The organism is Neobacillus niacini, assembly GCF_031457145.1.
In the GTDB taxonomy this organism is placed as follows: domain Bacteria; phylum Bacillota; class Bacilli; order Bacillales; family Cytobacillaceae; genus Neobacillus; species Neobacillus niacini_J.
The window spans coordinates 1-14,122 of record NZ_JAVDVZ010000006.1 but is presented as its reverse complement, the minus strand read 5'-3'; the positions used below and the strand labels follow the sequence as shown (position 1 = coordinate 14,122).

Genomic DNA, 14,122 nt, shown 5'->3' with positions numbered 1-14,122 from the left:
CTAAAATTTTCATATTGGTATTTTGCAGCAAGCTTAGGTGATATATACCAAGATAAAAAAAAAGGAAGGTTTCCCCCCTTTTATCGAAAAAACTATTCTATTAAAAACTTTACAATTTTGTTGTCTACTATAGTCCACCAAGATACGCCTTTTTAATTTCTTCACTTGCTTGTAATTCTGCAGCAGATCCCGAGATATCGATTCGACCTGTTTCTATTACGTAGGCGCGGTCTGCTACGGATAGTGCCATATTCGCATTTTGTTCAACCAACAAGACGGTTGTTCCATCCTGATTGATTTGCTCAATAATTTGAAAAATAGTTTTGACCATTAGCGGAGCCAAACCCATTGAAGGCTCATCCAGCAAAAGCAGTTTAGGTTTTGCCATAATGGCTCTTCCCATCGCTAGCATTTGTTGTTCTCCTCCTGACAGTGTTCCCGATAACTGCTTCCTGCGCTCAAGTAATCTCGGAAAAAGCTCATATACACGCTGAATGTCTTCCCGAATTGCCTTTTTATCATGTCTTATATAGGCACCCAATTCGAGGTTTTCCTCTACGCTCATATTGGCAAACACACGACGTCCTTCTGGAACGTGAGAAATACCCGACTTCACAATGGATTGTGGAGCCTTACCTGAAATCGAGCTGCCTAAGTACTCAATGGTACCTGACTTTGGCTTTAAGAGGCCGGACAATGTCTTGAGAAGAGTACTTTTCCCGGCTCCGTTTGCCCCAATCAAGGTTACAATTTCACCTTCATTTATTTCTAAAGAAACACCCTTAAGAGCATGAATGTTTCCATAATAGACTTCAATTCCATTTACTTTAAGCATTGTCGCTCGTAACCTCCTCTCCTAGGTATGCTTCAATTACTTTTGGATGGTTACGGATTACATCTGGTGTTCCCTCGGCAATCAATTGTCCATGGTCAAGTACATATATTCTTTCACATATCCCCATAACTAATGCCATATCATGTTCAATTAAAAGAATGGTTAGATCAAACTGTTTACGAATAAAAGCGATTAACTCCATAAGTTCGTGAGTTTCTTGTGGATTCATACCAGCAGCTGGCTCATCAAGCAGCAACAATTTCGGACCAGCTGCCAAAGCCCTGGCAATTTCCAATCTTCGCTGCTGACCATATGGTAAATTCTTTGCTTTTTCATCCTTATAACGGTCTAATTGAAAAATCTTTAAAAACTCTAATGATTTTTCCTCCATCACCTTTTCCTCAGAAAAATGGGAAGGCAGACGGAAGATGGAACTTAGAATCGAATGCTTTGCTAAGGAATGATAAGCAACTTTAACATTATCCAAGACAGATAATTCGCTGAAGAGGCGGATATTTTGAAAAGTACGGCTGATTCCTTTCCGTGTCACTTGGTAAGGAGCAAGCCCATTGAGCCTTTTCCCATCGAACAAAATGTCACCCTCAGTCGGTACATAAACGCCGGTCAATAAATTAAAGCTTGTTGTTTTCCCTGCACCGTTCGGACCAATTAAACCAACTAATTCACCTTGATTCAACTCCATATTAAAACCTGAAACAGCCTTTAAGCCTCCGAACTGGATCCCAGCCTCTTTAACCTGTAGTAAAGCTCCCACACTAATTTCCCCCTTTCGCCGTTTTCTTCTTACCAAAGAAATCAGTGATCTCACGAGTACCCATTAGACCCTGAGGACGATATAACATAACAACAACCAAAACAATACTGTAAATAATCATCCGAGTCTCAGGGTATTGCTGTAGGTAAGTTGAAATAATCGTTAATAGGATCGCAGAAATAACGGAGCCTGATAAACTTCCAAGTCCACCTAAAACAACAAAAATCAAAATATCAAATGATTTTAAGAAACCGAAATTGGTTGGCTGGATAATATAAAAATTATGAGCAAATAACCCTCCGGCGATTCCTGCAAAGAAGGAACCGATGGCGAAAGCCGCAACTTTATAAAACGTAGTATTGATTCCCATCGCATCAGCCGCAATTTCATTTTCACGAATGGCAATACACGCCCTGCCATGCCGTGAGTTCGTAAAATTCGATATCACTAAAATAGTGATGACGAGACAAACAAATGCGCTTGTCCATGTGGTCATATTGGAAACCATCATCCCAGATGCGCCGCCAACATACTCAATATTTAAAAATACAATTCGAATGATTTCTCCAAAACCTAATGTTGCAATAGCGAGATAATCTCCTCGCAGCCGTAAGGTAGGAATGCCGACAAGCAATCCTGCTAGTGCAGCTACAATTCCTCCGATAATGATTGCTAAAACAAAGGGCAACTCAAATTTCATGGTAATAATGGCTGAAACATATGCTCCTACGGCAAGAAATCCTGCATGTCCAATTGAAAATTGACCAGTTATTCCAATAACCAAATGAAGACTGGCAGCCAAGACGATGTTGATAATCATTAAGATCAGCATATTGCTATAAAAAGCATTTAATATTCCTGTTTGGATTAAACCCTGGCCAACTCCATACACAACCACTGCTAATATGAGAAATAGCCAGAATTTATTCATTTTCTTCATCTGTCTATCTCACCTACACTTTCTCTCTTGTATTTTTCCCAAAAATGCCTGAAGGTCTAAAGATAAGGATAAGGATTAATATAACAAACGCCGCTGCATCTCTCCATAAGGAGAATCCTAATGCACTTACAATTGATTCAACTACCCCAAGGATAAGACCACCAACCATGGCTCCAGGGATAATCCCGATTCCGCCTAATACAGCTGCAACAAACGCCTTTAATCCAGGAATGATACCCATTAACGGTTCAATCTTTGTATAATATACCCCGAAAATGACACCTGCTGCCCCAGCTAAAGCAGAACCGATTGCAAATGTATAAGAAATTGTTAAGTCAACATTAATACCCATTAAACGAGCAGCATCCATGTCATGTGAAACTGCACGCATTGCTTTACCAATTTTTGTGCGATGAACAATAAATTGCAGAATAATCATTAGCCCAACAGAAACTGAAAGGATAAATAATGACTGACTGCTAATTTGTGCACCAAACAAGTTAAAGGTGGTGCTTGGCAAGACCCCGTCAGGATAAGCCTCTGGCTGTGCCCCACGAGCATATATAACTCCGTATTCAATTAATAGTGACATTCCGATTGCTGTAATTAAAGCAGCAATTCTCGTTGCATTTCGTAGACGTTTATAAGCAATTCTTTCAATTAACACCCCGAATACTGCACAAAAAGCCATCGAAAGCAGTAATGCTGGAAAGAAGCCTAGACCCCATCCCTTAATCGCATAAAACCCGACGAACGCACCTACCATAAAAACATCACCATGAGCGAAGTTAATTAATTTTATAATTCCATATACCATGGTGTAGCCTAATGCGATTAAGGCATAGATGCTACCGAGTGAAATTCCGTTTATCAATTGTTGCAGCCACTCCATTGTACTCACTCCTTTAAACTCCAGAATTAACGCTTAAGACAAGTAGAATGGAAGGAAAATCCTTCCATTCTACTTGTCAGTATTTTTAAGGATTTACTTTTGTGTTAAACACTTGTTTTCCATCTTTATATTCTAAAATGGTTGCAGTTTTAATTGGATGATGATTTTCATCAATCGATAATACTCCAGTAACAAGGCTTAAATCTTTAGTTTTCGCTAATTCTGCTTGAATTTTACTTGAATCTGTACTGCCTGCACGCTCAATTGCATCCGCTAAGAAGTAAACTGTGTCGTAGCCAAGAGCATTGAAGGCGTTAGGTGCTTCGTCATTGTTCTTTTCTTTAAAAGCTGTAACAAACTTTTGTACCTTTTCATCTGGATCTTCAGATGAGTAATGGTTGATTAGGTAGGTATTATTTAATGCTTCTGCACCTGCTAAGTCAACCAACTTTGGAGAATCCCAGCCATCAGCACCTACTAACGGAACATCGATACCTAATTCACGTGCTTGCTTTACTATTAAACCAACTTCTTCATAATATCCAGGGATAAAAATGAAAGATGGGTTTTTAGCTTTAATACGAGTTAATGTTGCACGGAAATCTGTATCCTTAGCTACATATGCTTCTTCCGCTACAACTTTAGCTCCTGCAGCTTCAAAAGTTTCTTTAAAGGCGTCGGATAAGCCTTTTGCATAGTCACTTGAATTGTCAGCAAAAATTGCAGCGTCTTTTACTTTTAATGTATCTAAGGCAAAATTGGCAGCAACTGTACCTTGGAATGGATCAATAAAAGAAGTACGGAAGACAAATTCTCTTACTTTACCTTTATCATCTACAGTAACGCTTGGGCTCGTACCACCTGGAGCAAGTAAAACCGTTTTCGTATCATTGGCAATCTGTGCCTGTGCAACTGTATTTCCGCTTGTTGCTGCACCAATAACTGCATTTACTTTATCTTGGCTTGTTAACTTAATGATACCGTTTGTAGCTTCAGCAGCTTCAGATTTATTATCTACTTTGATCACATCAAACTTCTTGCCATCTACTCCGCCATTTTTATTAATCTCATCTACAGCCATTTGTACACCTTTTGCCATAGATTCACCATAGGAAGCAACATTACCTGAAAGCTCCAAATTCACACCTAATTTAATCGTATCTGAATTGCTGCCTCCAGAACTATCTTTCGCTGCCCCACATCCTGCTAACATTCCAGCAAAGATGGTTGAAGCCATAAACACTCTTGCTATTTTCTTTTTCATGGTAATTTTCCCCCTTTAATTGAATTTTCTGATACTAATAATCGTAATTTAGTATCTTCTCTGACCCATGAATTTTGTTTACCAGCTAAATTAATTAGTACATTTGTTATTGTAGTACTTTTTTCGTTATTAGTCTAGTATATTATTTTAATATTTCAGAACTTTATCTCTATTATAAAAATTGAAGCGCTTTCTTTGTTATTAAACCGATTTATAGCTATATTTCATTATAAATAGAATAATCATACAAGTTAAATGTTTTTTTGGTATATAAGAAAATGAATTAACTATTATTGTAAATAATTCCTGTGACTTCCATTTAATGAAATCATGTTCTAATCCCATATTTTCCATTTGGACAAACCTAAAAGAAGAAAGAAGACATTTTTCGTCTTCTCTCTTTTTACTCAAAATATCCTTTACCACTTATGCGCCTTTGCGTTTGATCTCAATATAATATTATGTTGAGATCTTTGTGTTTGTCCATTTACCTGAGTGGTAACACGCTTTGGCCGTGTCCAATTATGGTGAAACTTTTGAGACTGTGGATCCAAATTATCTTGATAACTCACAATGAATCACCTCAATAGTTAGGATAGGGATACTCTGAAACATGATATTACAGGAATATCAGTTATAGTATTTGATTTGATTTATATAAACATACCCCTTTAAAAAAACTCCGACTGGTCTAATGTTAATAAATAGTAAACGAAACTTTTTATAGATTAAAAACGCATGTATCTCCCCATGCGTTTTTAATCTAAAATTTATTATTCATTAAGACATGATTCTTTTTTCCCCATCTAACTCTTTTATTGGGGCAATATTTTGGGTAAATTCAAGCGTTCCGATATACTTACCAGTCTCATCCCTTACAGCAAAATATCGAATATATACATATTTATCACGAAACTTAATCCAGAAGTCCTCTGTATCCTTCCTGCCCGCTTTAAAGTCTGCTAGGAGTTCTTCTACGACATGTACACTTCTTGGTGGATGACAATTTTGGACAGTACGTCCAATAACCGCTTTTGTGCGAGCAAAGATTCTTTCTTTCCCGTGTGAGAAGTAACGAACTACATCGTCTTGATCTATAAAAGTGATATCTACAGGTAAATGATTTAACAGCAGTTCTAGCTGTTTTAGTGATAATATCCCTGTTTCCATCTTTATATATCCTTCAGAGATTGCATTCTCATCAAAAGCATGTCTTTCAGGCTTCCACACCTTTGTTGGGGCAATCAGGCAATAGCCAATTTCATCACTTTCACGCGCAATCTTTACCCATTCATCTTCAGTAAAATTATTTAAGGCCATAGGAAAGAGAATGTTTTCTTCTCTATAGATCATCGCACTAACCTCTTGAATAATAAAATTTAATACATCTATTACCGATTGCTTGTCCCCGTTATACGAACTTAACTTCTGCCTTGAATCTTTAATCGCGTCACGTATAAAATCATTTATGCGCCACATATTCGTAGTTGGTCCATAGATGCCGTACGTTTCTAAAAACGGGAAAATTAAATTCTCTTTTCGACTGTAATGCTTATCAATGTCTAGCAGCAGATTGATGTCTTCTAAAAGCTTAAACACATTTTCAGGACTATCTGCTTGAACAAAATCCTCTATATGCCCTTTAATTTGGATATTAACCAGCTTATCAAGCTCTTTATTCTCTAAAACAAAAGTGTGGATAGGATGACCTGGCTGCTCCTCAGGCTTATACGTTTTTTCAATTTCTTCAATAGAGTCTTTAAAAATTTCTGTGTGCTTTGCATGTAAACGGTGCATTTCTTCTACAGATAGATCTCCAAAATCATGCTGTAGCTGTGAAATTTCTTCAATCGTTATTTTTCCGATAAATGCATCAAAATGTGCTTTTACCTCTTCGACATTCTTTCCGTCATGTAGGTCTTTAAAAATTTGCTTTAAGATAGCTTGACGTTTACTAGGATTATTTGTTAGTTGTTCACGGTTATTTATGATTTCACTCATGGGTATTCTCCTTCGCTAGTTGCTCTATTTAAATGTTATTGATAATGAATCTCATACTTAAAATAACACCTTTTAATAAGACTGTTTGTGATTAACATCATTGTTACAGAATAAACTTTGAAAATGTGATAAATTTAAGAACAAATTTAGGACGGAGAAATTGACAGTATAAAGTAATCGTGTTATATTTACCTCGAATTAAAGATAATTTACTTCAAGATATTATGAAATCTCCTGATAAGGTTTTAGAGTTTTTGGGAGAAAATAAATCTATTGACTATTTAATGGAGGAATTAACGTGAACAACTTAAAAGGAATACACCATGTAACAGCCATTACAAGTAGTGCAGAAAAGAATTATGAATTCTTTACCTTTGTTTTAGGTATGCGTTTGGTTAAGAAAACAGTGAATCAAGATGATATTCAAACCTATCACTTATTTTTTGCAGACGATACCGGCAGCCCTGGAACAGATATGACATTTTTCGATTTCCCTGGAATTCCGAAAGGAGTGCATGGAACAAATGAGATTTCAAAAACGTCCTTCCGGGTTCCTAGTGACGCCGCATTAGATTACTGGGTAACACGTTTTGATCGATTAAACGTAAACCATGCAGGTATAAAAGAACAATTTGGTAAAAAAACGATCTCGTTTGTTGATTTTGATGACCAACATTATCAATTAATATCAGATGAAAATAACAAGGGAGTTACAGCCGGTGTACCATGGCAAAATGGTCCGATTCCACTAGAATATGCTATTACAGGATTAGGGCCGATTTTTGTTCGAATCGCTAATTTTGACTATTTTAAAGAAATGATGGAGAAGGTTCTACTTTTTAAAGAAATTGCGCAAGAAGGAGACTTTCATTTATTTGGAGTAGGTGAAGGAGGAAATGGTGCGCAAGTGGTAGTTGAATATAATGCCGTTCTTCCACCTGCACGACAAGGCTTTGGCACTGTGCACCACGCCGCGTTCCGAGTTGAGGATCGTTCTGTGCTAGACGAATGGGATCAACATATGCGTAGTTTCGGCTTCCAGACTTCCGGTTTTGTCGACCGATATTTCTTCGGTTCCTTATACTCAAGAGTTGCCCCTCAAATCTTGTTCGAATTTGCAACAGATGGTCCTGGATTTATGGGAGACGAACCTTATGAAACACTTGGTGAAAAGCTATCGTTACCTCCATTTTTCGAGCCAAAACGTGACCAAATTGAGAAATTAGTACGTCCAATTAATACTGTTAGAAGCAGCATAGACTTTAAAAAGGAATAAAAATAGAGCGGATCCAGTGGGAATCCGCTTTTTTACATATCTCTATAAGGTGGTAATAATTGGTCCATTTTTTGAAAGGATAATGGTATGTTCATACTGAGCCACATAACTTTCTTCTGTCACATAGGTCCAGTCATCACCTTCAACTTGAAAGACTTCCTCTTCCTTCGTTGAGATAAAAGGTTCGAATGCAATAACCATTCCTTCCTTTAACAGTTCGTCATCCCAGGTGTCATGATAGTTATAAATATGATCTGGCGCTTCATGGATTCTCCGACCAATACCATGACCAGTTAAATTCATGATAACCGTTAATCCATGCTGTCTTGCTGTTTGAATAACGGCTTTACCTAGCCCACTTTTCTTTGAACCAGGTTTTGCTTTTTTAAGACCTGCTTCAAATGCCAATTTTGCAACATCACAAATTTTTGTTAAAATCTCTTCCCCTTCACCTACAACAAATGAGATTCCCGTATCAGCGAAATAGCCATTCTTTGAACCAGAAACATCAATATTTACGATGTCTCCTTCTTTTATGACCCTTTTACCTGGGATGCCATGCGCTACTTCTTCATTGACACTTATACATGTGTACCCTGGAAAGTCATATTCACCCTTTGGCGCTGAGATTGCTCCGGCCTTTTCAAAAAGCTGTCCAGCTATATCATCTAGTTCCTTTGTAGTTAAACCAGGTACCGTTCTTTGTACCAATTCATCTCTAATCTCGGCACAGATTCTGCCGATTTCTTTCAACGCTTGAATATCTTCTTCTGTTTTTGCAATCATGTGTTTTCCCTACTTATCATATTAATATCGTTGTAAATTTTCCATTCTTATATTTTAGACTTACTTATATAAAAATTTCAAGTATGTTCCTTCTATATATAACAGGATATTACCTAAAAACTATTCTTCTTGATTCCAATGGGCAGGCATTACCAGGGCTGATGGAAGCTTTGTATGTTTATTACCTTTCGCAGCATTTACTTGTGCCTGAGTAAGGAAGATGCTCCCGGTAAGATTAGCCCCGCTGATATCTGCATCTCTAAAATCAGCCCCTATCACATCACTCCAGCGTAAATCCGCATTTCTAAGGTCAGCAGCTATTAGTAAGGCGCCCCTTAGGTTTCCACCTTTTAGATTAGCACCTCTCAACTTTGCTCCCAAATAGTCCATTCCGCGGCGTGTATTTTTTTGTTTTTTGGTTACTTTACCGCGTACCAATTCGCTTGTTCGAATTAATAATTGATTTACCTTCGCTCTATGTTCGGTTACATTTATTGTCAGTATATCATCTGGACTTTGTTTGGTTAATTCTTCTGTCTCATTAATACTAACCTGTAATTCTTTTAAGATAGGTTTTACAGCCTCAAAAGTGATTGCTTCATTTAAATACCATAGCATTTCATGAAGCTGTTGCACGATTGGATAAACATCAAACATTTCCTGAGCGACTGCTTTGTTTGTTCTCCAATCCTTCCCCTTATAAGTCACTTGAGACACCTTTTGACCGGCACCAAAGCATTCATAAGCCGAACAGCCACGAAATCCTTTGTTACGAAGGTCTTTATGGATACCACATAAATAATTGGATTGTAGATTACGACACGGCGTACCGCTATCTTTATTAAAAGCGAAATCCGCTGATTTTGCATAGGGCAAGGCCACACAGCACAACCCAAAACAGTTTTCACAGTCAGCACGTAAATGATTTAAAAGATTATCGTCTAACGTTATTTGATTAGACAATTTGAAACACTTCCTTCTATTAAAAAAGCATTGCTAAGTTTGTTTTTCCTTTAGTACCTATGTACTATTTTAACACAGAATGTACAACTATGTCTTTTCCCCAAATATACATGTTTAGTCTACTTACTAATTTTTTTGTTTGTCCTTACAGACAAGCAAAAAAGAACAACTTTTTTCAAGTTGTTCTTCTCTATCTGGACACATTCTATTGTCACTAGACCTCTTTATCATCGATTACTTGATATGCTTCATTAAATAATATTAATTGGCTATCGATAACGGGTGTATCATCATTTCTTTTGACATAATGGTACTGACCGTTTTCATCTTGTTCACGAGCTTTTACGTTATCTGCTAATGCAATTTCTAAAATGTGATGCACACGTTTCTTACTTTCACCATTAAAAATTGGAAATAAAATTTCTACACGATTTTCCATATTTCGAGTCATCATGTCAGCAGAAGAAAGGAATAATTTCTCTTCACCATTATGATGAAAATAATAAATACGGCTATGTTCCAAAAATCTCCCAACAATACTCCTAACTCGTATGTTGTCACTTACTCCTTTAATTCCCGGAAGCAAGCAGCAGATTCCGCGAACAATTAAGTTAATTTTAACTCCGGCAATGGACGCTTCATAAAGTTTCATAATAATGTGCTTATCAGTAAGAGAATTCATTTTGGCAATAATTCGGCCATTACCAAAACTTTTTTGATAATAAATTTCTTCATCAATTAACTCAATAAAATCATTACGGATGTCAAATGGAGCAACCGATAAATGGTAATATTCTGGCTTTTCCGTATAGCCGCTCAGATAATTAAAAAAGTTTGTAGCATCAATGCCGAACTTTCTTTTTGAAGTGAAAATTCCCATATCCGTATAGAATTTGGCAGTTTGATCATTATAATTTCCTGTTCCAAGGTGAACGTAACGTTCAATACGGTTATTCTTCCTTTTCACAACGAGAGTTATCTTGCTGTGTGTTTTTAAGTGTGTCATACCGTAAATCACATGACATCCAGCCATCTCAAGCTCTTTTGCCCATTGTACGTTATTTTCTTCATCAAACCTGGCCTTAAGCTCAACTAGTACCGTTACTTGTTTGCCATTTTCAACTGCTCTTTTTAACGCTTCAATAATGGGTGAATCTCCACTGACACGATAAAGTGTTTGCTTAATCGCTAATACATCTGGGTCATCTGCTGCTTCAGAAATAAAATTCACAACAGGTTTAAACGATTCATATGGATGATGCAAAAATATATCCCGCTCAGAAATAGATTTAAATATATTTTCACATGAAACTAGATCATGTGGTGTTTGCGGAATAAGTGTGTCATAGGTTAAATCTTCACGTATTTTTGCCATTTCCTTATAAAAACGGAATAAGATCGTTAAGTCTAGTAATCCGTCAATTTCATACACATCTTTTTCATGGATTTCCAGTTCATCTGTTAAATATTGTAGAATATTTAGGTCAAAGCGATCCTTTTGAATTTCAAGCCGGACAGCTGCACCCCATTTTCGTTTCTTTAGTTCTTCTTCAATCTCTTTTAGTAAGTCACTCGCACCTTCTTCATGAATCATCAGGTCTGCGTTTCGAGTGATTCGAAATATCGAAACGGATAGGACTTTATATCCTTTAAATAATTTATCAATAAAATAGGTGATAATATCTTCTAAAAGAACAAGTTGAACCTTTTGATTCGTTGAATCAAGACGAATAAAACGGTCCAGAACAGCAGGTACCTGAACGATAGCCTTTTTTACGGAGAACTCATAAGATTCAGTCTTGTCCTCTATGATAATGGCCAAATTCAAGCTTTTATTTAATAACATTGGGAATGGATGATACGCATCCACTGCCAATGGAGTAAGCACAGGGAATATTTGTTCATCAAAATATTCTTCCATTGCGTTTACTTGTTGGCTAGATAGCTTTTCCATACTTAGTAGTTCAACTTGTTCATCTATAAACTCAGTATTTACTATTTCGTTTAGTGCTTCGTATTGTAATTTTACTAATTGGTGAGTTCTATGGCTAATTTCCATCAATTGCTGCTTAGGTGTTAGTCCTGCCTTATTTTCAGGTTTTTTATAACCTGCCCTAACTTGATCTTTAAGACCTGCAACACGCACCATAAAAAACTCATCAAGGTTTGAGCTAAAAATGGCTAAAAACTTTAACCTTTCTAATAAAGGGTTTCCATGATCAAGTGCCTCTTCCAACACCCGTTCGTTAAAAGCAAGCCAGCTTAGTTCTCTGTTGTTGTAATACTTTGGGTTACTCAGCTCTAAGAGATTTTCTGATAACGTTTTTAACATTTGTTTCACCCTTAATTCGACGATTTTCGCTAAATATTAGAATAACACTCTTTTAATAAATTCTTGTTAATATATTGTAAAGTTTTTGTAAATCTATAGAAAGACTTACCCTAAAATACTAATTAAGGATATGTCCTGTTTTGAAAAATTGGACGGAAATAGATCTATCTAGTAGTTTTTCTAAATGCTTCTTTTGTTTTTCTACTTGATATTCTTCGGGTTTCCAATTTTTATGACAGTATACAGAAAAGACAAGCTCCTCAAGATTATCCTCTAGATGGATATGGTCAATAATATTTCTTTTAGTGGCATTTAAACTGTAAGCAAATTTTATAATAGCACCCATTAAACGGAACGTTGCCAGCTCCTCTTTTGTAAACCACTGACTGTACGGCCTCAGGTAACGCTTGAAAGCTGCTTTATTTTTATAAGAAGCAATAAGGGCGGTAATAACTCTTTCCCGATGATGCATTCCATCAATAGTTCTATTTGCTAATATATAAAATGTATGTTGACTGCTTGATTCTGAATCAATATAGGTACCAAGATTGTAAGTAAAGCTTCCCCGTTTAATTCGTTGAATATCCTCGCTTGCCATGGGCAATAGTCCAACTTCATTTAACAACTGAGCAATTTCCAATGCATTATTTGTGATTTGATTAACCTGATTTACATCAATAGAATAATCAATTGCTAATTGGTTAAAAGCTTCATCCAATACATTCGGTATTCCTAATGGTCCCGTTCGTTGTTCATAGAATAGTCCATCTCTTAACCCCTTTTGACTAAGTACAAACTTGTCTGACTGGACGCTATCCATTAAAACAGCAAACACTTCAATAGCAGGGATAATAATATCTGCCCGATCTTTTGATAAGCCCTCAACGCGCTGTAATTGCGGAAATGTCATCGACTGTAGAAAGTAGCTTATATCATTTATATCTTGTTTCATCATAAGATATTGATGAACCCCTGCGAGTGGATAGTCAGTATACTCCTGATGAATATGTACTAAATTACGGGCGCTACCGCCGATCCCAATTACCGGCGTTTGTTTATTTTGAATCCATTCCAGTGAATTAAACTGTTCCTGTAAATATGCTCTAAGTTCAACAAGTTCAGTTCCTTCAGGAATCTCTCCTTTTATGAATTGCTTCTTTAAAGATAATGCCCCAAAAGGAAAGCTATGGTAATGAAGCATTTTTCGATTTTCAAAATAGGTTATTTCTGTACTTGCTCCGCCAATATCAATGGTAATACCGTGCTCGTATGTAGTGGAATGGATCACTGCTAAAAATCCATAATAAGCTTCCTCGTACTCCGACAAGACACGCATGGTAAAATCTGTTTCTTTATTTACTCTTGTCAAAATCTCTTCATTATTTTTGGCTTGACGTATGGTTGCAGTCGCCACACATTTTACTTCTTTCAAATTATGATGTCTGGTCACTTCCTGAAAAACTTGTAGTACCTCAATTAGTTTAGTAATACCTTCCGCGGCCAAAAAACCATCTTCTGATAAAAAATTTCGAAGCCGAGCAACTGCTTTTACATTTTCAATCTCTTTCAATCTATCGCTTTGTTCTCTTCTATAAATAACTAATCTTATCGTATTTGACCCTATATCAATAATGGCATACTTTTTTTGAGTCAATTCACATCCCACACTCCTCATAAGAAAATTTCGGACGCTTTTTTTTTGAAACACACACTATTAATTTCTGTTCAGGTGATTTCATAAAACGACTGGATAGCATTTTGATTTTTATTAACCTATCTCATTTTATCACAAGTTGTTGGAGATAGGTTGAAACTGCCCTGTACACATTTAATGTGTCCTCGTCTTATGGTATCTACTATCCCTATGTTATCAAACCATTTTTCTTTATAACACAAAAAAGGACAACCATTTATGATTGTCCTTCCCCGTGCCTGGCAACGTCCTACTCTCACAGGGACTCGCGTCCCAACTACCATCGGCGCTGAGAAGCTTAACTTCCGTGTTCGGTATGGGAACGGGTGTGACCTTCTCGCCTTAATTACCAGACTATTTAATTG

General features: G+C 36.7%; 12 protein-coding genes and 1 rRNA gene. 1 reads left to right on the top strand and 12 read right to left on the bottom strand.

The window, feature by feature from the left end:
* Positions 1-127: 127 nt before the first annotated feature.
* The 7 genes from J2Y03_RS15480 to J2Y03_RS15450 form a co-directional block, all read right to left on the bottom strand.
* Positions 128-835: an ABC transporter ATP-binding protein gene (locus J2Y03_RS15480; protein ID WP_310195533.1), complete on the bottom strand. Its 708-nt coding sequence runs from the start codon at positions 833-835 to the stop codon at positions 128-130.
* Positions 828-1,610: an ABC transporter ATP-binding protein gene (locus J2Y03_RS15475; protein WP_396954213.1), complete on the bottom strand. Its 783-nt coding sequence runs from the start codon at positions 1,608-1,610 to the stop codon at positions 828-830. Before J2Y03_RS15475 ends, J2Y03_RS15480 begins: the two co-directional genes overlap by 8 nt.
* A gap of 1 nt (position 1,611) precedes the next feature.
* A complete protein-coding gene (locus tag J2Y03_RS15470; protein ID WP_132087118.1) occupies positions 1,612-2,550 on the bottom strand; it encodes a branched-chain amino acid ABC transporter permease in 939 nt (312 codons plus the stop codon).
* 13 nt (positions 2,551-2,563) lie between these two features.
* Entirely contained in the window at positions 2,564-3,442 is an 879-nt protein-coding gene (locus J2Y03_RS15465; RefSeq protein ID WP_132087121.1) for a branched-chain amino acid ABC transporter permease, read from the bottom strand.
* 85 nt (positions 3,443-3,527) lie between these two features.
* The gene (locus J2Y03_RS15460) at positions 3,528-4,706 is read right to left on the bottom strand and encodes an ABC transporter substrate-binding protein (protein ID WP_310195529.1); all 1,179 of its coding nucleotides are present in this window, start codon (positions 4,704-4,706) and stop codon (positions 3,528-3,530) included.
* A gap of 419 nt (positions 4,707-5,125) precedes the next feature.
* Positions 5,126-5,278 carry a YpzG family protein gene (locus J2Y03_RS15455; protein WP_090765533.1) on the bottom strand — a complete coding sequence of 51 codons (153 nt, stop codon included), beginning with the start codon at positions 5,276-5,278 and terminating at the stop codon, positions 5,126-5,128.
* Positions 5,279-5,486: 208 nt separating this feature from the next.
* The gene (locus J2Y03_RS15450; RefSeq protein WP_310195527.1) at positions 5,487-6,707 is read right to left on the bottom strand and encodes a DUF438 domain-containing protein; all 1,221 of its coding nucleotides are present in this window, start codon (positions 6,705-6,707) and stop codon (positions 5,487-5,489) included.
* A gap of 298 nt (positions 6,708-7,005) precedes the next feature.
* On the opposite strand from J2Y03_RS15450, the gene J2Y03_RS15445 reads away from it, so the two are divergent.
* The gene (locus J2Y03_RS15445; protein ID WP_310195525.1) at positions 7,006-7,983 is read left to right on the top strand and encodes a ring-cleaving dioxygenase; all 978 of its coding nucleotides are present in this window, start codon (positions 7,006-7,008) and stop codon (positions 7,981-7,983) included.
* Positions 7,984-8,025: 42 nt separating this feature from the next.
* On the opposite strand, the gene map is transcribed toward J2Y03_RS15445, so the two are convergent.
* The 5 genes from map to rrf all read right to left on the bottom strand — a co-directional run bounded on the left by map (position 8,026) and on the right by rrf (position 14,111).
* On the bottom strand, positions 8,026-8,769 hold the full coding sequence (gene map / locus J2Y03_RS15440) for a type I methionyl aminopeptidase (protein ID WP_310195523.1): 744 nt from the start codon (positions 8,767-8,769) through the stop codon (positions 8,026-8,028).
* A 120-nt stretch (positions 8,770-8,889) separates the two neighbouring features.
* Complete coding sequence (locus tag J2Y03_RS15435; protein ID WP_310195522.1) at positions 8,890-9,732, bottom strand: pentapeptide repeat-containing protein; 843 nt, start codon at positions 9,730-9,732, stop codon at positions 8,890-8,892.
* Between the two features lie 214 nt (positions 9,733-9,946).
* The gene (locus J2Y03_RS15430) at positions 9,947-12,064 is read right to left on the bottom strand and encodes an RNA degradosome polyphosphate kinase (protein WP_310195520.1); all 2,118 of its coding nucleotides are present in this window, start codon (positions 12,062-12,064) and stop codon (positions 9,947-9,949) included.
* Between the two features lie 118 nt (positions 12,065-12,182).
* Complete coding sequence (locus tag J2Y03_RS15425) at positions 12,183-13,739, bottom strand: Ppx/GppA family phosphatase (RefSeq protein WP_310195518.1); 1,557 nt, start codon at positions 13,737-13,739, stop codon at positions 12,183-12,185.
* Between the two features lie 255 nt (positions 13,740-13,994).
* Positions 13,995-14,111: ribosomal RNA gene (rrf, locus tag J2Y03_RS15420) — 5S ribosomal RNA — on the bottom strand.
* Positions 14,112-14,122: the final 11 nt, after the last annotated feature.

Coding starts and splice junctions, on each gene's coding strand:
- J2Y03_RS15480 (WP_310195533.1), bottom strand. CDS start 835: ATGCTTAAAGTAAATGGAATTGAAGTCTATTATGGAAACATTCATGCT.
- J2Y03_RS15470 (WP_132087118.1), bottom strand. CDS start 2,550: ATGAAGAAAATGAATAAATTCTGGCTATTTCTCATATTAGCAGTGGTT.
- J2Y03_RS15465 (WP_132087121.1), bottom strand. CDS start 3,442: ATGGAGTGGCTGCAACAATTGATAAACGGAATTTCACTCGGTAGCATC.
- J2Y03_RS15460 (WP_310195529.1), bottom strand. CDS start 4,706: ATGAAAAAGAAAATAGCAAGAGTGTTTATGGCTTCAACCATCTTTGCT.
- J2Y03_RS15450 (WP_310195527.1), bottom strand. CDS start 6,707: ATGAGTGAAATCATAAATAACCGTGAACAACTAACAAATAATCCTAGT.
- map (WP_310195523.1), bottom strand. CDS start 8,769: ATGATTGCAAAAACAGAAGAAGATATTCAAGCGTTGAAAGAAATCGGC.
- J2Y03_RS15430 (WP_310195520.1), bottom strand. CDS start 12,064: ATGTTAAAAACGTTATCAGAAAATCTCTTAGAGCTGAGTAACCCAAAG.
- J2Y03_RS15425 (WP_310195518.1), bottom strand. CDS start 13,739: ATGAGGAGTGTGGGATGTGAATTGACTCAAAAAAAGTATGCCATTATT.